The 19242-nt window shown below is 55.4% G+C and carries 20 protein-coding genes and 1 tRNA gene; 16 read left to right on the top strand and 5 right to left on the bottom strand.

Annotated features, from left to right (window positions below; translation table 11 throughout):
• The 6 genes from odhB to Q7T06_RS06750 form a co-directional block, all read left to right on the top strand.
• The coding region (odhB, locus tag Q7T06_RS06775; RefSeq protein WP_304782356.1) for a 2-oxoglutarate dehydrogenase complex dihydrolipoyllysine-residue succinyltransferase at window positions 1–895 on the top strand (895 nt) is incomplete at its 5' end.
• A 91-nt stretch (window positions 896–986) separates the two neighbouring features.
• Entirely contained in the window at window positions 987–2414 is a 1428-nt protein-coding gene (gene lpdA, locus Q7T06_RS06770; protein ID WP_304782353.1) for a dihydrolipoyl dehydrogenase, read from the top strand.
• A 9-nt stretch (window positions 2415–2423) separates the two neighbouring features.
• Window positions 2424–2822, top strand: coding sequence for a hypothetical protein (locus Q7T06_RS06765; RefSeq protein WP_304782350.1), 399 nt, complete (start codon window positions 2424–2426; stop codon window positions 2820–2822).
• A 107-nt stretch (window positions 2823–2929) separates the two neighbouring features.
• Window positions 2930–4027: a cell division protein ZapE gene (gene zapE / locus Q7T06_RS06760; RefSeq protein WP_304782346.1), complete on the top strand. Its 1098-nt coding sequence runs from the start codon at window positions 2930–2932 to the stop codon at window positions 4025–4027.
• A gap of 53 nt (window positions 4028–4080) precedes the next feature.
• Window positions 4081–4779, top strand: a complete 699-nt coding sequence (locus Q7T06_RS06755) for a hypothetical protein (protein WP_304782342.1) — start codon at window positions 4081–4083, stop codon at window positions 4777–4779.
• 273 nt (window positions 4780–5052) lie between these two features.
• Window positions 5053–5256 (top strand): cold-shock protein, encoded by a 204-nt coding sequence (locus tag Q7T06_RS06750; RefSeq protein ID WP_009665193.1) that lies wholly within the window; start codon window positions 5053–5055, stop codon window positions 5254–5256.
• A gap of 94 nt (window positions 5257–5350) precedes the next feature.
• Here Q7T06_RS06750 and Q7T06_RS06745 read toward each other — a convergent pair whose 3' ends face one another.
• Window positions 5351–5773 (bottom strand): thioredoxin family protein, encoded by a 423-nt coding sequence (locus Q7T06_RS06745; protein ID WP_304782328.1) that lies wholly within the window; start codon window positions 5771–5773, stop codon window positions 5351–5353.
• 130 nt (window positions 5774–5903) lie between these two features.
• On the opposite strand from Q7T06_RS06745, the gene tsaB reads away from it, so the two are divergent.
• Genes tsaB through Q7T06_RS06725 form a run of 4 tightly spaced genes read left to right on the top strand, consistent with a single transcriptional unit; the run spans window position 5904 to window position 8896 of the window.
• Complete coding sequence (gene tsaB / locus Q7T06_RS06740) at window positions 5904–6602, top strand: tRNA (adenosine(37)-N6)-threonylcarbamoyltransferase complex dimerization subunit type 1 TsaB (RefSeq protein ID WP_304782324.1); 699 nt, start codon at window positions 5904–5906, stop codon at window positions 6600–6602.
• Window positions 6599–7099, top strand: a complete 501-nt coding sequence (gene rimI, locus Q7T06_RS06735) for a ribosomal protein S18-alanine N-acetyltransferase (RefSeq protein ID WP_304782320.1) — start codon at window positions 6599–6601, stop codon at window positions 7097–7099. Before tsaB ends, rimI begins: the two co-directional genes overlap by 4 nt.
• Window positions 7096–7938 carry a uracil-DNA glycosylase family protein gene (locus tag Q7T06_RS06730; RefSeq protein ID WP_304782317.1) on the top strand — a complete coding sequence of 281 codons (843 nt, stop codon included), beginning with the start codon at window positions 7096–7098 and terminating at the stop codon, window positions 7936–7938. Before rimI ends, Q7T06_RS06730 begins: the two co-directional genes overlap by 4 nt.
• Window positions 7916–8896: a DUF1853 family protein gene (locus Q7T06_RS06725; protein WP_304782312.1), complete on the top strand. Its 981-nt coding sequence runs from the start codon at window positions 7916–7918 to the stop codon at window positions 8894–8896. The genes Q7T06_RS06730 and Q7T06_RS06725 overlap by 23 nt, the downstream gene beginning before the upstream one ends.
• Before the next feature lie 12 nt (window positions 8897–8908).
• Here the strand turns inward: Q7T06_RS06725 and lplT are convergent, their stop codons facing one another.
• Entirely contained in the window at window positions 8909–10171 is a 1263-nt protein-coding gene (gene lplT / locus Q7T06_RS06720; RefSeq protein WP_304782309.1) for a lysophospholipid transporter LplT, read from the bottom strand.
• A 155-nt stretch (window positions 10172–10326) separates the two neighbouring features.
• On the opposite strand from lplT, the gene alr reads away from it, so the two are divergent.
• Window positions 10327–11421: an alanine racemase gene (gene alr / locus Q7T06_RS06715; protein ID WP_304782305.1), complete on the top strand. Its 1095-nt coding sequence runs from the start codon at window positions 10327–10329 to the stop codon at window positions 11419–11421.
• Between the two features lie 11 nt (window positions 11422–11432).
• Entirely contained in the window at window positions 11433–12803 is a 1371-nt protein-coding gene (gene radA, locus Q7T06_RS06710; RefSeq protein WP_304782302.1) for a DNA repair protein RadA, read from the top strand.
• A gap of 15 nt (window positions 12804–12818) precedes the next feature.
• Here the strand turns inward: radA and hpnE are convergent, their stop codons facing one another.
• From hpnE to hpnC, 3 genes are all read right to left on the bottom strand, one after another.
• Complete coding sequence (gene hpnE, locus Q7T06_RS06705; RefSeq protein WP_304782299.1) at window positions 12819–14174, bottom strand: hydroxysqualene dehydroxylase HpnE; 1356 nt, start codon at window positions 14172–14174, stop codon at window positions 12819–12821.
• Between the two features lie 34 nt (window positions 14175–14208).
• Complete coding sequence (gene hpnD, locus Q7T06_RS06700) at window positions 14209–15042, bottom strand: presqualene diphosphate synthase HpnD (protein WP_304782296.1); 834 nt, start codon at window positions 15040–15042, stop codon at window positions 14209–14211.
• A 182-nt stretch (window positions 15043–15224) separates the two neighbouring features.
• On the bottom strand, window positions 15225–16055 hold the full coding sequence (gene hpnC, locus Q7T06_RS06695; protein ID WP_304782293.1) for a squalene synthase HpnC: 831 nt from the start codon (window positions 16053–16055) through the stop codon (window positions 15225–15227).
• Between the two features lie 391 nt (window positions 16056–16446).
• Between hpnC and Q7T06_RS06690 the strand changes: the two genes are divergently transcribed.
• From Q7T06_RS06690 to Q7T06_RS06675, 4 genes are all read left to right on the top strand, one after another.
• Window positions 16447–16533: transfer RNA gene (locus tag Q7T06_RS06690), tRNA-Leu, on the top strand.
• A gap of 29 nt (window positions 16534–16562) precedes the next feature.
• On the top strand, window positions 16563–17909 hold the full coding sequence (gene tig / locus Q7T06_RS06685; RefSeq protein WP_304782290.1) for a trigger factor: 1347 nt from the start codon (window positions 16563–16565) through the stop codon (window positions 17907–17909).
• A 43-nt stretch (window positions 17910–17952) separates the two neighbouring features.
• Window positions 17953–18570: an ATP-dependent Clp endopeptidase proteolytic subunit ClpP gene (gene clpP, locus Q7T06_RS06680; RefSeq protein WP_304782287.1), complete on the top strand. Its 618-nt coding sequence runs from the start codon at window positions 17953–17955 to the stop codon at window positions 18568–18570.
• A gap of 173 nt (window positions 18571–18743) precedes the next feature.
• Window positions 18744–19242: ClpX C4-type zinc finger protein (locus tag Q7T06_RS06675; RefSeq protein WP_304782284.1), on the top strand; the 499-nt coding region annotated here is incomplete at its 3' end.

The raw sequence follows: 19242 nt of genomic DNA, 5'->3' as shown, positions 1-19242 counted from the left end.
GCCTGCAGCGGCAAAGATGCTGTCTGAAAACAAGCTGACGACCAGCGATGTCGCCGGTACCGGCAAGGATGGCCGCGTCACCAAGGGCGACGTGATCAACCAGCTAGAGAAGAAACCTGCAGCGGCTGCACCTGTCATTGCCGCCAAACCTGCATTGCAGCAGGTTGCCGCACCAGCCAGCGCCTTGCTCGCGAACCGTCCGGAAGAGCGCGTGCCGATGAGCCGCTTGCGCGCCCGTATCGCTGAACGCCTGCTGCAATCCCAATCCAGCAATGCGATCCTGACCACGTTTAACGAAGTCAACATGCAGCCGGTGATGGATCTGCGTACCAAGTACAAGGATAAATTTGAAAAGGAACACGGCGTCAAACTCGGCTTCATGTCCTTCTTCGTCAAGGCTGTGGTTGCTGCACTGAAAAAATACCCTATCATCAATGCATCGGTAGACGGCAACGACATCGTCTATCACGGCTATTTTGATATCGGTATTGCAGTCGGTTCGCCGCGTGGTCTGGTGGTGCCTATCCTGCGCGATGCCGATCAAATGTCGATTGCCGACATTGAAAAGAAAATTGCCGAATTCGGCAACAAGGCGAAAGAGGGCAAGCTGACACTGGACGATTTGACCGGCGGCACTTTCTCGATCTCGAACGGCGGCGTCTTCGGTTCCATGCTGTCTACGCCTATCATCAACCCGCCGCAATCGGCGATCCTGGGCATACACGCAACCAAGGAACGTGCGGTAGTTGAAAACGGCCAGATCGTGATACGCCCGATGAACTATTTCGCGATGTCTTACGATCATCGCATCATCGACGGCCGCGAAGCAGTACTGGGCCTGGTCGCGATGAAGGAAGCACTGGAAGATCCTGCCCGCTTGTTGCTGGATCTTTAAGAAACCGGGTAGATGAAAAGACACAAGGGCGCAATCACTCTGATGCCTTTGTGTCTTTTTCTTTATGTGAAAAATTTAGCGGGATAAAGACATGTCAAAAAATTTCGATGTGGTCGTCATTGGTGGCGGCCCTGGCGGTTATATCGCAGCGATACGCGCTGCACAACTGGGATTCTCTACTGCATGCATAGATGACTGGAAAAACGCCAAAGGTGGCGCCGCACCTGGCGGCACGTGCACCAATGTCGGTTGCATACCGTCCAAGGCGCTGTTGCAATCGTCGGAGCACTACGAGCATGCCGGTCACTCTTTTGCCGAACACGGGACAGAAGTAAAGGGCCTGTCGCTGGATGTGAAAAAAATGGTGGCGCGCAAGGATACGGTCGTCAAGCAGAATAACGACGGCATCCTGTACCTGTTCAAGAAAAATAAAATCACGTTCTTCCACGGCCGTGGTTCCTTCGTCAAGGCTGGCGATGGTGGCTACGAAATCAAGGTGGAGGGTGCGGCTGAAGAAACGCTGCTCGCCAAGCATGTCGTCGTTGCAACCGGCTCGACCCCGCGTATATTGCCGGGCGCGGCATTTGATGAAAAACTGATCCTGACGAATACCGGCGCATTGGCGCTGACCGAGGTGCCCAAGCGCCTGGGCGTCATCGGTGCTGGCGTGATCGGCCTGGAAATGGGCAGTGTCTGGCGTCGCCTCGGTTCTGAAGTGACGGTGCTGGAAGGCTTGCCGACTTTCCTCGGTGCGGTGGACGAGCAGGTTGCCAAGGAAGCGCACAAGCAATTCACCAAGCAGGGCCTGGCGATCAGCCTTGGTGTGAAAATCGGCGCGATCGTCACCGGCAAGAACGACGTGACAGTGAATTACGTCGACGACAAAGGCGCGGCGCAAAAAGCGGTATTCGATAAACTGATCATCTCGATAGGCCGTATTCCGAACACGACAGGCTTGAACGCCGAAGCGGTCGGCTTGCAACTCGACGAGCGCGGTTTTGTTGCCGTCGATGGCGAATGTAAAACCAGTCTGGCAAATGTGTGGGCAGTGGGTGACGTGGTGCGCGGCCCTATGCTGGCGCACAAGGCGGAAGAAGAGGGCGTGGCCGTTGCAGAACGCATCGCGGGGCAGCATGGCCATGTCAACTTCAATACCATCCCATGGGTGATTTACACTGCACCGGAAATTGCCTGGGTCGGCAAGACGGAACAGCAGCTGAAGGCTGAGAATGTCGCCTACAAGACGGGTTCCTTCCCCTTCCTAGCCAATGGACGCGCACGCGCGCTGGGCGATACGACAGGTTTCGTGAAGTTCCTTGCCGATGCAAAAACAGATGAAATTCTGGGGGTGCATATCATAGGGCCGATGGCTTCCGAACTTATTTCGGAAGCGGTCGTCGCGATGGAATTCCGCGCTTCGTCAGAAGATATCGGACGCATCTGCCATGCTCATCCTTCACTGTCGGAAGCGGTGAAAGAGGCGGCGCTGGCAGTCGAAGGCCGGGCCTTGAATTTCTAGGAACTGTTGATGCGTTACGCTATCTGCTTATTGCCTTTGCTGCTGACTGCCTGTGCCAGCGGTGGCTGGGGCGATGGCCGCGTTGCCATTTCAACGGCCAGCAACGGCCAGGAGTTTGGCGGTGCGACCTGTACCGTGATGAACAATGCAGCCAGCTGGAATGTGACGACACCAGCCTCTATCCAGACAGGTCGGGCCGAAGGCGAATTGCGCATCGTGTGCAACAAGCCGGGTTACCGTACTTCTGAACTGAGGTTGCCGCCGTATGGGCAATCCGCTTCCAGCATGGGCGTCGGTCTGGGCGGTGGCAGCGGAGGAGTCGGCGTTGGCGTCGGCTTCAGCCTGCCGATTGCATCGGGCGGCGGCAGCTATCCGCCGCGGATAGTGGTCAATATGCATCCCTTGTAAAAAAGCAGTTCTGTTGACCAGTCTGGGCGAGCGATGACTCGCCCATTTTTATCTTGCGATTGATGTGAAGCCGGATTCACGCCTGTTGAAAACTGGATTTGAACAGAATGAACGTTCGTGAATTTTATGATCAGGTATTGCTGCAGCGTGGATTCAGCGCCGATGAGGCGCAGTTGCGTGCCGTCGCGCGCTTGCAGCAGGCTTACGATGAATGGGTAGCGTACAAGGCACAGCGCGCGCATGCCTTCCTGCGCTTGCTGAATCCGCCGGCGATCCCGCGCGGCATTTACATGTGGGGTGGGGTAGGTCGCGGCAAATCGTTCCTGATGGATAGTTTTTATTCAGTGGTGCCGGTCGTGCGGAAGACGCGCGTGCACTTTCACGAATTCATGCGCAGCGTGCATCGTGAACTGGATGAACTGAAAATGGTCGCTAATCCGCTCGATGTAGTGGCATTGCGCATCGCCAAAAAATACCGTCTGATCTGCTTTGACGAATTCCATGTCACCGATATCGCCGATGCGATGATCCTATACAATTTGTTCAAGGCGTTGTTCCAGAACGGCGTGTCTTTCATCATTACATCGAATTTTTCTCCCGAGATGCTCTATCCGGATGGATTGCATCGCGATCGCATGCTGCCGACGATAGCCTTGTTGCAGGAAAAGCTGGATATCATCAATGTCGATGGCGGTAACGATTATCGCAAACGCGCATTGACCCAGGTTGATGCATATCACACGCCGCTGGACGCAAAAGCCAGCGAGGCCTTGCGACACGCCTATGCGCGCATTGCGGAAACAAAAGATGAGAATCCGCTCATTGATATTGAGGGTCGCCAGATCAAGGCCTTGCGACGTGCGGGCGGTGTGATATGGTTTGACTTCGCAACCCTGTGCGGCGGGCCACGCTCGCAGAATGACTATCTTGAAATCGCCAGTCGTTTCCACACCATCATCCTGTCCGACATGCCGGCCATGTCGGCAGGCATGTCGGCAGAAGCCCGCCGGTTCATCTGGCTGATCGATGTGCTGTACGATCACAAGGTCAAATTATTGATATCGGCAGAAGTCGGGATGGATCAGCTTTATACTGATGGCGCCCTGGTGATGGAATTTCAGCGTACCGTGTCGCGTCTGATCGAGATGCAATCGGCCGAATACATGCAAGCCGGGCGCCGTCATAATGGCAATGCGATTTTGTAAGTCGTCCGGCCTGAATTTCAACTCATTTGAAACCGTAATTTATGAAATGTAACGTGAAGATATTTGCAGCCGGATCGCTACTGCTGGCTAGCCAGTTTGCCTGGGCACAAGCGGCCGTGAAGCTCGACGATGCCACGCTGCAGGCGTATTCGGTCAACGAGGCGGTCGCGCGTTATCCGGCCGGTTCCATCCAGTCGGAAGAAGCGGCAAGCGCTGCGCTGGAGACAGTAAACGAGGCGCGCAGCAATATCGAAGCGCGTTTTGCTGTCGACCAGGGTGTCTGTTATCCAAAATTTTTCACTACTTCCTGTTTGAACAAGGCCGCCGAACGCAGGCGCCTGGATTTGCTATTGGTCAGGCCGCTTGAAATCGAGGCCAATGCGTATACGCGCAGGGCCAAGGTGGAAGAGCGTGATCGCCGGCTGGCAGAAAAGGCAGCAGAAACTGCGGGCAAGCCATTATTGAACGAACCGCCAGTCCAGGATAATGCGACGGGTGTGAAGGCGCCGGGCAATGAAGCGCCTGCTGTATCCAGCGATGCGCAACGCAAGGCGCGCGCTGATGCCTATGCGAAGAAAAATGCAGAACATGCGGAAAAGCAGCAGCGCTTGAAAGAAAATGAGCCGGCTGATGCAGAAAAGCGCGCCGCCAATATCAAGAGATATGAGGAAAAAGTAAGGGAATCAGCTGCGCGTCAAAAGGAAATTGCGGAAAAGAAAGCTGAAAAAGAACGCGCACTGTTGAATAAATAGCGTAACTGGCAAGATTTCTCGAGTGGGATGCCACTGATTAATATTGCTAGTGCTATCCAGCGCTCATAGCGGAAACCGCAGTTTTTATGGATAAAAGCGGTGATGCTCAGCTGCAATATTGGGTGATTATCAAAATTTAACTTTTTTTGGTTTATCCAGTATAATTAATCATCGTTGAGATTCGAGCTAGTGGTGCAGTCAGTCTGTCATTCCTGTCTTGGTTGAAACGATCTAACGGGCAACTGCCCAAATTAACTGAAATTAGGAATTGCAATGGCAACTGGTATCGTAAAATGGTTCAATGATTCGAAAGGCTTCGGCTTTATTACACCTGACGAAGGCGGCGAAGATCTGTTCGCTCACTTCTCAGCAATTCAGTCGAGCGGCTTCAAATCACTGCAAGAGAACCAACGCGTTTCTTTTGAAGTGACTGCTGGCCCTAAAGGCAAGCAAGCTTCGAACATTCAGCCTATCTAAGCTGAATCAAGCGAAATAAAAAATCCCCGGTTCGCCGGGGATTTTTTTGCCTGTAAATCTGTGGCAGAAGATTGCACATTCATGCGGCAGGAACTCACGCTTGGCGCAAGGCCTGGCGCAGATTGCGTTCCTGTTGCCAGTTTTCATATTCGGCACTGCTGTGCGCCTTGGTCTTGATGTCCGATGCGCTCATGTCGGCATGTGCGCTGATCAATCGATGTGCGATGCGATGGTCTGGCATCGTCGTGCCGTAAAACATCACATCATCGCCGCGCTGGATCAGCAGCGTAGGGAAGTTTTCAACATCGAAGTCGCCTACCAGGTCGGCTCTGTCTTCAATATCGATCCAGATGAAAAGCTTGTCCGGGTGCTGTGCCGCCAGTTCGTCAAAACCTGGCCGGTAACTCGTGCATACGTCGCACCATGCGGCGCACAGGCAGGCTACGACCCACACGTCATCCTTCATGCGTTGTGCTAACTGGAGCTGGTTTTCTGGTTCTAGTGTGATGCTGGGCATGGCGGTATTTTACCGGTTTCCATAAGCAGGCGAGTAATTCAGGCGTGCAGCAAGCCAGCTTTTTCAAATTTGCCTAAAGAGTTGTGCCTGTTCCAATCGCCTTGCGGCGCGCGCGCTGTAAAATACGCTCATGTCTACCATACTCGCTATTGAAACATCTTCTGAACTGGCATCGGCGGCCTTGCTGCATGGTGGCGCCGTGACGTCGGCCGAGGCGGCTGGCGTAGTCACGCATTCGCAAAGCATTTTGCCTATGGTGCAGAGCCTGCTCGCGAATGCCGGTATCGCCCTGGCCGATTGCGATGCCATTGCCTATGGTGCGGGCCCGGGCTCATTTACCGGTGTGCGCACCGCCTGCGGTCTTGCGCAAGGCTTGGGCTATGGCGCCGATCTTCCCTTGTTGCCGACCGTGACCCTGCTGGCACTGGCGCAGGCTTGCCGCGAGCGTACCGGTGCCTCCGATGTATTGGCCGTGCTGGATGCGCGCATGGGCGAAGTGTATTGGGCGCAGTATCGTTTTGATCAGGAATGGCAGATTGTTGTCGCGCCTACCTTGTCGGCACCGCACGATGTGATGCCGATTGGCGAGGTGCTCGCTTGCGGCAAAGGCTTGCAAGCGTATGAAACAGATTTTTCCTCGCGCGTCTTTTTTCAAGCCGAACGCAAGGAATGGGTGCCGCATGCGGCGCAGATCGCAACACTCGGTGCGCTTGCATTACTGCAGGGCAGGGGTGTCTCTGCACGCATTGCAGAACCACTTTATTTACGCAATAAAGTTGCATTGACGACGAATGAACGCCTGGCAAAGGCAGCAAAGGCGGTCGCATGAGTTCTGTGCAAAGTCCGATTCCTCAATTCGACCAGGCTCCGCTTCCTCTCAAGCTTTATTTTTACCGGATGCAGCCATCCGATATCAGTGATGTGCTGGCGATCGAAAATGATGTGTATCCATTCCCATGGACGCGCGGGAATTTCCTCGACTCCATCAATAGCGGTTACGAAACCTGGATACTGCGTGATGGTTCGGGTGCGTTGAATGGATATTTTCTGCTGATGCCCTCGCTGGACGATGCGCATTTGCTGAACATTACCGTGCAGCGGGATTTGCATGGCCGCGGCATAGGACGGCTGCTGCTGGACAAGGCCAAAGCCATTACATTGGAAAGAGATCTGCATGCGCTTTTGCTGGAAGTGCGTCCATCCAATGTGCGCGCATTGAAAATCTATGAGCGCTACGGCTTTGCCCGTATCGGAATTCGTAAAGGCTATTATCCCGCTCCGGATAATCAACGCGAAGATGGGATAGTCATGAAGCTGGTGTTATGAGCGAGCAAAATCGTCGCGCGGTATTTCTGGATGAAATGGGATTGGGGCCGGTCTGGTCGCAGCGTACCGGCGCGCCGCAACTGCTTGACGAGCCGGTCATCGCGGATGACTCTGCAGAAAGCGGCGTGCACATGCCAAATATCCGCGTGGATGAATCCATGTCTTCAGCATGGACGGATTCGGCGGTTCAAACAGCAGCAACAGCGCCACAGGCAGCGCTGGCCACTACATCAGCAACATCTGTCACCGAGGTCACGCAGATGGATTGGGCGCAACTCAAGTCGGTGGTGGCGGCTTGTACAAAATGCGATCTATGCAAGAGCCGCACGCAAACAGTATTTGGTGTCGGTGACCCCAAAGCTCGATGGCTGTTTGTTGGCGAAGGCCCGGGACGGAATGAAGACTTCCAGGGCGAGCCTTTTGTCGGCCCGGCCGGCAAGCTGCTCGACAATATGTTCGCCGCGATGGCTTTGAAGCGCGGCGACAATACCTATATCGCCAATATCGTGAAATGCAGGCCGACCGATGCGGCCAAGGGTGATAGACCGCCTGCCGCAGAAGAGATGGACGCCTGCCTGCCGTATCTGGAACGACAGATTGCATTGATCAAGCCCACCATCATCATCGCATTGGGTAAAACGGCTGCATTAGCGCTGCTGAAACTGGATCCGGCAACGCCAGTGAGCAGCTTGCGCGGGACTGTGCATCGCCATGCGGATGTGCCGGTGATCGTCACGTATCACCCTGCATATCTGTTACGCAAGCCTAAAGACAAGAGCAAGGCATGGGCCGATTTGTGTCTGGCCATGCAAAGCTATGCCGGCAGTGCAAGCAAATAAACCGGACTATCCTTGCCAGGCGCAGTTCCACAAGCGCTGGGGGCATCTGAATGATCCGCACGTGCGCGCCCTGGCATGGTTGCTGTCAGCGCCTGACTTGCTGGATCCGCATGCGCCGCAATGGCAGGGCAAGATCGCGACGCTGCCGGACAGCATGCTGGATGGCCTGGATGCCTGGCTGGCTACCATTGATCGGGATCCTGCAGAGTTGCACCTTTATCTGGATGTGCAGCCGTTCACGCGCCTGGGACGTTATGCCGAGAAATTGATGGCGTTCTATCTGGAACACAGAAGGGTGCTGGTGGCACACGGTATCCAGGTGCAGGCCGGGAAAAACAGCACGATAGGCGAATTCGATTTTTTATTGCGCAGTGGCGGCCAATTCATACACTGGGAATTTGCCACCAAGTTTTATTTGCTGGAATCGAGTGGCGCAGGCAGTGATGCGGATTACTTTGTCGGTCCCAATCTGGCCGATACGCTGGGTGCAAAAATGCACAAGATACTGGATAGGCAGTTGCTGCTTTCCACCCATCCCGCAGCCCAAGTGCATTTGCCGGAGCCGGTAAACCTGGCGCAGGCATTGGTGAAAGGTTGGCTTTTTTATCCAGACAGCGCTCAGCAAGAGATGCGCGCGTTCGGCACATCGATAGCGCATTGCCGCGGTTTCTGGTGCTCGTTTTCCGATACCTTGTACATGCATGCGGAGCGCTATGCGATATTGCCGCGCTTGCAGTGGCTGGCGCCTGCGAAATTATCGTTGCAGCAAACGATGGAGAGGCCAGCGTTGCAAAACTTCCTGGCCGACTATTTCGTGCACGATACGATGCCCGTGCTGGTCGCCTTGCTGGAAGTGAAAGATGGCATCGCGCTGGAAACGAGCCGCGGATTCATCGTGCCGGATGACTGGCGCAACCGCGCCGGACAGAGAATAAAGCTGGCGCATCCGCGCGCCTAGCAGTCGCCGCGACTAGTGCTTGTGTTCGCCGATCAGCGACAGGGAGTCGTGCTCGCGCTGGTTGGCGGCATGCCTGCGCATGATCAGCAGCATGATGCCGGAGACGGACATGCCGAACAGGATGATGACGATATTGATGTTCAGGTCCAGCTTGACCATCAAGGCATAGAGCAACAGCATCGTCAAAACCGACAGGTTTTCATTGAAGTTTTGTACCGCTATCGAATGACCTGCACTCATCAGCACGTGGCCGCGATGTTGCAGCAGCGCGTTCATCGGCACGACAAAGTAACCGGACAGTGCGCCTACCAGCACCAGCAAGGGATAAGCCAGCCAGACTGTATGCACCATCGTCATGATGATGACGACTATGCCCATGATGACGCCGAGCGGCATTACGGACAGGGATTTCTTCAAGGGCACGAAGCGGGCAGCGGCAACGGCGCCGATGGCCACACCGACGGCGACCACGCCTTGCAGGATCGCGGCCTTGTCCAGCGGCATTCCCAGCGATTTGTTTGCCCATTTCAGGACGATGAACTGCAGGGTTGCACCTGCACCCCAGAACAAAGTGGTGACGGCGAGTGAAATCTGCCCAAGGCGGTCATTCCACAAGGTCGTGAAGCAATGGGCGAAATCGCCGATCAGCTTGATCGGGTTGCGTTCCTGATGCGGGTAATGGGCGCCGGTATCCGGAATGCGCAGGTTGAACAGGGCCGCGAGCAGATAGGCAACTGTAATAATGCACAGCGCGGTTTCCGCCGCCGTGTCGATACCGAATTCAAAGTAGGGGAAGTCGAATGCCAGCAATTTCGCGGAGATGGCCGGGTTGATCAATGCCCCACCCATGACGGTGCCGAGGATGATGGACGTGACCGTGAGCCCTTCTATCCAGCCATTCGCCGCCACCAGTTTTTCGGGCGGCAGCAATTCGGTCAGGATGCCATATTTGGCCGGTGAGTAAGCTGCAGCGCCGAAGCCGACGACCGCATAGGCGATCAATGGGTGGACATGAAAAAACATCATGCCGCAGCCGAAGATCTTGATCAGATTGGTCACGAACATCACGCGACCCTTGGGCAGTGAATCCGCAAATGCGCCGACGAACGCGGCCAGCAAGACATACGAGAGGACGAAAAAAAGTTTCAGTAATGGCGTCATCCAGTCGGGTGACTTCATTACCGTCAATAAAGCGATGGCCGCAATGAGGAGGGCATTGTCGGCGAGCGAAGAAAAAAACTGCGCCGCCATGATGTTGTAAAAACCGCGATTCATCCGCATTGATCTGTTTGACTGTGTGTCTCCGGCTTGCTTTATACCATGAAAATATAAGACTTAGACTGAATTGCCCGTCTTCCAACAGGGCGCGTCCGGTAAAATAAGGCTTCGATCTTGATTGAACGTCACGATTTAACTTTATTTACATCTGTATGCCCAGACCACTCGTTGCCACCATCGATATTGCTGCTTTGCGTCATAACCTGAGCGTCGCGCGGAATTGCGCGCCCGGTTCCAGAGTCTGGGCCGTGGTCAAGGCCAATGCATATGGGCATGGCCTGGAGCGCAGCATGCGCAGCTTTGCCGATGCCGATGGCCTGGCCTTGATAGAAGTCGATGGCGCGGCAAGCCTGCGCCAGCTTGGCTGGCAAAAACGCATCTTGCTGCTAGAAGGTTTTTTTGATGCCACCGATTTACAGACGATAGTTGAGAACCAGCTTGATACAGTCGTGCATAGCGTCGAGCAACTGGAGATGCTGGAACAGGCTGGCTTGGACACCCGGCTGGATGTGCATCTGAAAATAAACAGCGGCATGAACCGCCTCGGTTTCATGCCGCCAGCCTGTCGCGCCGCGTATCAACGTCTGCGCGCGATCCCCGCAGTACGGGATATTTCCTTCATCACGCATTTCGCCAATGCGGAAGATGCATCCAATGCCCGCTTGCCGCTGGACGAACAGGTACAGCGGTTTCATGCTGCAACGCAGGACTTGCCCGGCGAGCGATGCCTGTCCAATTCGGCGGCGGATTTGCTGCATCCGGAATGCGTGGCCGATTGGGTGCGTCCGGGCGTGATGCTGTATGGCGGCACGCCCGCCGAGACCACAGCGGCGGCCTTCGGTTTGCAAGCTGCAATGACCTTGAACAGCGAAATCATCGGCATCCAGCATATCGTGGCCGGCGATGCGGTCGGCTACGGCAGCAGCTTTGTCGCCGACCGGCCGATGACGGTAGGCGTGGTGGCATGCGGTTACGCAGACGGTTATCCGCGCCATGCACCGACCGGCACGCCGGTTGTCGTTGATGGGATCAGGACGCAGCTCATCGGGCGCGTTTCGATGGACATGATCACGGTCGACCTGACGCCGATAGCCGGCGCACATGTGGGCAGCAAGGTCATCTTGTGGGGCAAAGGCTTGCCTATCGATGAAGTCGCCAATGCGGCAGGTACAGTCGGCTATGAATTGATGTGTGCGATCGCGCCGCGTGTGCGCATTGTTGAACTTGAATCTAACCAGCAGGATTGAAACAGACCCAGATGGCCAAAGCCAAAACCAATTACACCTGTACCGAATGCGGCGGCACCAGCAATAAATGGGGCGGGCAATGCCCATCCTGCAACGCCTGGAATACGCTGGTGGAAAGCATCATCGAAACCGGATCGAATCGTTACTCGGTGCAGCATCAAGGCCTGGCGCAATCTGCGCCGGTGTTGAGTCTGGCCGATATCGAGGCGATAGATGTGCCGCGTTTCGGCACCGGGATTGAAGAATTCGATCGTGTGCTGGGCGGCGGCCTGGTTGCCGGCGGCGTGGTGTTGATAGGCGGCGACCCCGGCATCGGCAAGTCGACTTTATTGCTGCAGGCGCTGGCCAATCTGTCGAAGATCAAAAAAGTCTTGTACGTCAGCGGCGAGGAATCCGGTGCGCAGATTGCCCTGCGCGCCAAGCGTCTTGCGGTCGATGCAAAAGACTTGAAACTGCAGGCTGAAATCCAGCTGGAAAAAATCCTCAATACGCTGGCTGAACACAAGCCCGATGTGGCCGTTATCGATTCGATCCAGACCGTCTATTCCGATGCGCTCAGTTCGGCGCCCGGCTCGGTGGCGCAGGTGCGCGAATGCGCGGCGCAATTGACGCGCGTGGCCAAGCAGACCGGCATCACGATCATCATGGTTGGTCACGTGACGAAGGAAGGTGCGCTGGCCGGACCGCGCGTGCTGGAACATATCGTCGATACGGTTTTGTATTTTGAAGGCGATACGCATTCCAGCTTCCGCCTGGTGCGGGCGATCAAGAATCGCTTTGGCGCAGTCAATGAGCTGGGCGTATTCGCGATGACGGAAAAAGGCTTGAAAGGCGTTTCCAATCCATCTGCATTGTTTTTGTCGCAGCATGACACGCCGGTACCCGGCGCGTGCGTAATGGTGACGCAGGAAGGTACGCGTCCCTTGCTGGTTGAAATCCAGGCGCTGGTCGATACCTCGCATCTGCCGAATGCGCGCCGCCTCTCTGTAGGACTGGAGCAGAATCGCCTCGCGATGTTGCTGGCGGTATTGCATCGCCATGCCGGCATCGCTGCATTCGATCAGGATGTCTTCATCAATGCCGTGGGTGGCGTGAAGATTACCGAGCCGGCGGCCGATCTGGCTGTACTGCTGGCGATCCATTCATCGATGCGCAGCAAGCCCTTGCCGCGCGGGCTGGTGGTGTTTGGCGAAGTGGGTCTGGCGGGTGAGATTCGCCCGGCGCCGCGCGGGCAGGAACGCTTGCGCGAAGCTGCCAAGCTGGGATTTTCGATTGCCCTGATTCCCAAGGCGAATGCGCCCAAGCAAAAAATCGAAGGCTTGACCGTCATCGCAGTAGAGCGCATCGATGAAGCCTTGAACCGCGTGCGGGAATATGAATAGTGCCTTGAGCAGCGATTATTTGGCCAGGGTGAAGTGGGCGCACAGCAGTTTTGCCGCTTTCACACCGCTGCGTGCGGCTGATTCCAGCGTGGCCGGGTAATCGCTCGCCAGATAATCACCGGCCACCACCAGATGCGGGAATTCAGTTGTTTCTTCCGGCCTGTGCAGCGCCGGTGTGCAGGAAAAGGTTGCGCGTTTTTCCGAAATGACCCGGCTCCATAGCGGGCTTGCCAGTTGCGGCATTTGCAGCGCGCTTGCCAGTTGCGCAGCGAGCGCAGCCGCCAGTGCATCATGCCCCAGTTCTATGGCTGTGCTCGACGCACTCACGACGACTGCGAACAAGCCATCCTGCGCGGCATTGAGTTGCCCGCGGTCAAACACAAACTGTCCCCAGCATCCGGCATCAGGATCATCGTTCAATGCATAAAACGGCGCAGCCAGCCGCGTGCCTGCCGGATATTGCAGATAGCAAGTGCTGATAGGCTCGTAATCGAAAGTCGGGATAGATACATCCATCGTCACATCGGCCAGCAAGCATGCCGCTTGCGTTGCCGGCGTGGCGATGACGACCGCGTCAAAAATATCGCTTTCAGTTTCATTCTGCATGACGCGCCAGCCAGCGTTGCTGACAGCTATTTTTTGTATGGCCATGCCAGTTTTGATCGTGCCACCACGCTGTTTTATAAACGTCGCAGCTTGTTGCGGGAACAGCGCAGTCAGGTCGACGCGCGGGATCAGCATGTCCGATGCTGCGCGCTGCGCGCCCAGGCTGTCGCGCAATACCTTGAGGAAGATTTGTGCCGATGCGCGTTCCGGCGGGGTATTGAGTGCGGCTATGCATAGCGGCCGCCACATCAACTTGATCAGGCGCTCGGTTTGATCGAAGCGCTGCAACAATTCGCTGACGCTGCAATCGCTGTCCAGGCGCCAATCCATCCAGCGCGCAGTGGATGAAAACCGTGCCAGCGCAATCTTGTCGCTGCCAGCCAGGCCCCGGGCGCGCAACAGGGCGGCGATCAAATGCAGCGGGGCCGGCAGGCGCGGTGCGACGAAATCCATCCCATCGCATCCCGCCGGGTAACGCATCTGCAGCGGCAGACGCAGCAATGCCTCGTCGGTTGCGACGCCGACGGTCTTGAGCAAGCGCAAGCTTGTTGTATATGCGCCCAGCAAGATGTGTTGCCCGTTATCGAGCAACTGAGCTTGCATTTCAACTGCGCGTGCGCGTCCACCCAGGGTGCGCGATGATTCGAACAGGGTGACTATGTGGCCGGCCGCGGCCAGCTCAACGGCGGCTGCGCAACCGGCCCAGCCGGCGCCGATGACGGCTACGGTCCTGGTTGTGCTGCTGCGATGCGGGATTTCAGCCATTATTCAGTCACTAAGTCAGCCGTTAATTCAGCCATCAACCACGGACATAAGTGATCCACGCCAGCCAGAGCTTGCGTATAGGCGTAAGCGAGATGCGCTGGTTCAAGACATGAAAACCGTCGCGCTCGACTTCAGTCAATACGGCGCGGTAAATTGCCGCCATGATCAAGCCGGGACGTTGCGCGCGCCGGTCTTCTTTTGGTAATAGTGCAAATGCTTCGTCATACAGTTTGTGTGCGCGTGCCGTCTGGAACTGCATCAATTGCTCGAACTTGTCGCTGTGGCGTGCATTCAGGATATCGGCTGCGGTGACGCCGAATTGCTGCAGTTCATTGACGGGCAGATAGATGCGACCCTTGCGCGCATCTTCACCGACGTCGCGAATGATGTTGGTCAGCTGGAAAGCCAGGCCCAGTTTTTCTGCATACTCAAGCGTTTGCGGATTCGTCACGCCAAAAATGCGGGCAGATAAAATGCCGACCGCGCTGGCTACGTGCCAGCAGTATTTTTGCAAGCCGGGGAAATCGAGATAGCGCGTTTGATCGAGATCCATTTCCATCCCGTCTATGATCGCCATCAGATACTGGCTGTCGAGCGCAAATGTCGTCAAATGCGCTTGCAATGCCTGCGTAACCGGATGCGTGGGCGCACCGGATATCATCGCGGCGACTTCCTTGCGCCACCAGCTCAACTTGGTACGCGCGATCGAGGCATCCGTGCATTCATCTACCGTGTCATCGACTTCGCGACAAAAGGCATACAGCGCGGTAATCGCGCGGCGCCGGTCCGGAGCCAGGAACAGGAAGCTGTAATAAAAACTGGAGCCGCTTTGTGCGGCTTTTTGTTGGCAGTAATCGTCGGGTGACATAAATATGGGCAGAAGTAGGGCGGATGAAGGCTCAATGAGGATGCGCGGCACAGAAACAAGCCGCTATGCTAGCCGACTAAGGCTGTCGGTACAAATAATGTATTGATTTGTGGTTGTCTTGCGCTGCATGCTCGTGCCCGGATGCAAGGCAGCACATCATGGATGCTGCTGCAGGGCTTTCTTCAATTAGCTTGCTGGACTGACTTCATATGGATGGCGCGCCAGATCAGGCGCAACCAGTCAGTCTTCCCCAGTTTGGGCCGGTGGCGGAACATATCGTAATCCGCTTCTTCCAGGCATTCCAGTATCCGCAAGCCGCCTTGCACGACCAGGCGCAATTCCCAACCTATGCGCCCGGGCAGGCGCAGGGCCAGCGGCGCGCCTGACAGCAGCATGGTGCGCGCACGGCTTGTTTCAAACTGCATCAGCTTGCGCCAGGCGTCATCAATGCATTGCGCCGCGATATGCTCTTGCCCGACTTTGTATGCATGCATATCGTCCAGCGGCAGATAGATACGCGCTTTTTGCCAGTCCACCGCCACGTCTTGCCAGAAATTGATCAGTTGCAGGGCCGAGCAAATCGCATCCGAATCGCGCAGATTGTCTGCATTTGCCGCGCCATACAAATGCAGCATCAAGGTGCCAACCGGATTGGCGGAACGGCGGCAATAGTCGAGCAAGCTGTCAAAATCTGCATAGCGGGTGGTGACGACATCCTGCTTGAAGGCTGACAGCAAGTCGCGCAAGGGTTGCAAAGGCAAATGGTATTGCGCGATTACCCTGGCCAGCGCCTGGAACAAGGCGGTATCCGGCGTCTCCGCTGCGGCGATGCGGTCCAGTTCGGATTCATATGCGGATAGCGCAGCCAGACGTTCTTCCGTGCTGGCATCGCCTTCATCGGCCAGATCGTCGGCGCTGCGCGCGTAGGCATAGATGACTTCGACGGCAGGGCGCAAGCGGGCCGGCAGCAGTATCGAGGCGACAGGAAAATTTTCGTAATGATCAACTGACATGGTTGTGTAAATTATTTGCTGCGGGTGTGGAGATAATCGATGCGCAAAAATACTGCTGACGAACGCAAATCCTGCTGCGAACGATGAGGCTAGAGCGCATAGTAAATGAAAAAGCAGGGCGGGCTGGCAAAATGCCGCACCTGTTTGCCGGTTGAGCGTGTCGGAAACGGTGGCGGAATCTTGCGCAAAGCCTGGCAGAACATGCCGTCGCCGGGGGATTGCCACCCCGCCAGCCAAAGCAAACTGTCAAAATATGCGCAGGCGCTGCAAAATCCAGTAAAATCCCGGGTTGAAGTTGAGCAGCCGATATCAAAGGCAGTGCAGGGCGACCCATATAGTCACTTCGCGGTCGCCTTTTGCTTTTGTATTTGCGCACTTGATGCACATTCCCGCGAGGATGGCGAAATTGGTAGACGCACCAGGTTTAGGTCCTGACGCCAGCAATGGTGTGGGGGTTCGAGTCCCCCTCCTCGCACCACAGAATTCTTTATTTTTTGGACGATTCACATGGCAACTGCAGTCGAAACTCTGGACAAACTTGAGCGCCGTATCACGATTTCGGTGCCGCTCGCCGACGTACAAACTGAAGTCGAAAAACGTCTGAAAGTCCGTGCCCGCACGGTCAAGGCACCTGGCTTCCGTACCGGCAAGGTACCGATGAAGATAGTCGCGCAACAATACGGCTACCAAATCGAAAACGAAGTGCTCAACGACAAGGTCGGTCAGGCATTCGCTGAAGCGGCAGGTGAAAACAAGCTGCGCGTAGCCGGCTACCCGAAAATCGAAGCGAAGAACGACGATGTGCCTGAAGGCACGCTGGCTTTCAACGCCACGTTTGAAATCTATCCGGAAGTAAAAGTCGGCGATCTGGCAAAAGCCGAAGTCGAGAAAACCACGGTAGAAGTCAGCGATGCTGAAATCGACAAGACCATCGACATCCTGCGCAAGCAGCGTGTGCACTACCACGTCAAGGGCGAGCAAAGCGCGCACGGCGATGGCGGTTCCGATCTGACGGCCAAAAACGGCGACCGCGTGACTATCGATTTTGTCGGCACCATAGACGGCGTTGAATTCCCGGGCGGCAAGGCAGACGATTATGCATTCGTGCTGGGCGAAGGCCGCATGCTGGCTGAATTTGAAGCCGCTACCGTCGGTTTGAAGGTCGGCGCAGCCAAGACTTTCCCGCTGTCTTTCCCTGCTGATTACCACGGTGCAGATGTTGCCGGTAAAACTGCAGAATTCACGATCACGCTGAAACAGATCGAATGGGCGCATCTGCCGGAAGTCGACACGGAATTTGCCAAGTCGCTCGGTATTGAAGATGGCGACATGGGTAAGATGCGCGCCGACATCAAGGCCAATCTGGAGCGTGAAGTCAGCAACCGCATCAAATCGAAGAACAAGGATAGCGTGATGGATGCGCTGATCAAGATCAGCGAATTCGACGTGCCTAAAGTGATGATCGAGCAGGAAACACAGCGCTTGATGGAATCGACACGCCAGGACATGGCGCAGCGCGGCATGAATGTCAAAGACGTGCCATTCCCGCCGGAACTGTTCAATGAGCAGGCAGAGCGTCGCGTTCGTCTGGGCCTGATCCTGGCTGAAGTCGTGAAAGCCAATGAACTGCAAGCCAAGCCTGAACAAGTCAAGGCGCAGGTTGAAGAGTTCGCACAGAGCTATGAAGACCCGCAACAGGTTCTGAAGTATTATTTCAGCGATCGCAACCGCCTGGCCGAAGTTGAAGCCCTTGTATTGGAAGAAAACGTCGTCAATTACGTGCTTGGCAAATCCAAAGTGACCGACAAACCGGTCGCATTCGATGAATTGATGAGCAATAACGCACAAGGCTGATTGCCTTTTGCGCTCTCCATAAGGAAAGCACATGACCACTAGCATGACTCGTACTTCCGCTCTCGATACCGATATGCTCGGTATGGTTCCTATGGTGATCGAGCAGAGCGGTCGCGGTGAACGCGCATACGATATTTATTCGCGTTTGCTGAAAGAACGCGTGATCTTCCTGGTCGGCCCGGTGAATGACCATTCGGCCAATTTGATTGTTGCGCAAATGCTGTTCCTGGAAAGTGAAAATCCGGACAAGGACATCTCGCTCTACATCAATTCACCTGGTGGTTCGGTGTCGGCCGGTATGGCAATTTACGACACGATGCAGTTCATCAAGCCGAATGTGTCTACGCTGTGCACCGGCATGGCGGCCTCGATGGGCGCTTTCCTGCTGGCAGCAGGCGAGAAGGGCAAGCGTTTTTCCCTGCCTAACTCGCGCATCATGATTCATCAGCCATTGGGCGGCGCACAAGGCCAGGCTTCGGATATCGAAATCCAGGCACGTGAAATCCTGTATCTGCGTGAGCGTTTGAATCAGATTCTTGCTGATAGAACCGGCAAGTCGCTGGATGAAATCAACAAGGATACCGATCGCGACAATTTCATGTCGGCCGATGCTGCAGTCGAATACGGCATGATCGATAAGGTTTTGACAACACGCGCCTGATAGCATTTAATTGGTAAAGTGACGCCCGGGCGCATCAACGTTCGGGCGTTTTGTTTTTACGTTTCTCCGTTGCAAGACCAGCTTTCCTTGCGCGACGTGACGAATCTGTAATTCGCAGGTAATATCAATCTGCAGTTAAGATCAATCTGTATCAACCATAGATAACGCGCACCATGTCAGAGAAAAAATCCTCAAGCGGCGAAAAACTGCTCTATTGCTCGTTTTGCGGCAAGAGCCAACACGAGGTCAAAAAACTCATCGCCGGACCGTCCGTGTTCATTTGCGATGAATGCATAGACTTGTGCAACGACATCATTCGCGACGAAGCATCCAGCGTAGAGGCGGTTGCCGGCCCACGTAGCGATTTGCCTACGCCGCAGGAATTGTGTGAATTGCTGGATCAATATGTGATCGGTCAAAACTCGGCCAAACGCATCCTGTCGGTCGCCGTTTATAACCACTACAAACGCCTGAAGCATCTGGGTAAAAAAGACGACGTTGAACTGGCGAAAAGCAATATTTTGCTGGTCGGCCCAACCGGTTCCGGTAAAACCCTGCTGGCACAAACGCTGGCACGTACGCTGGATGTCCCGTTCGTGATCGCTGATGCAACGACGCTGACAGAAGCCGGTTATGTCGGTGAAGATGTCGAAAACATCATACAAAAGCTTT

The organism is Herminiimonas sp. (assembly GCF_030645555.1).
Taxonomy (GTDB): domain Bacteria; phylum Pseudomonadota; class Gammaproteobacteria; order Burkholderiales; family Burkholderiaceae_D; genus Oxalicibacterium.
This window is presented reverse-complemented; position numbering and strand designations above follow the sequence as displayed.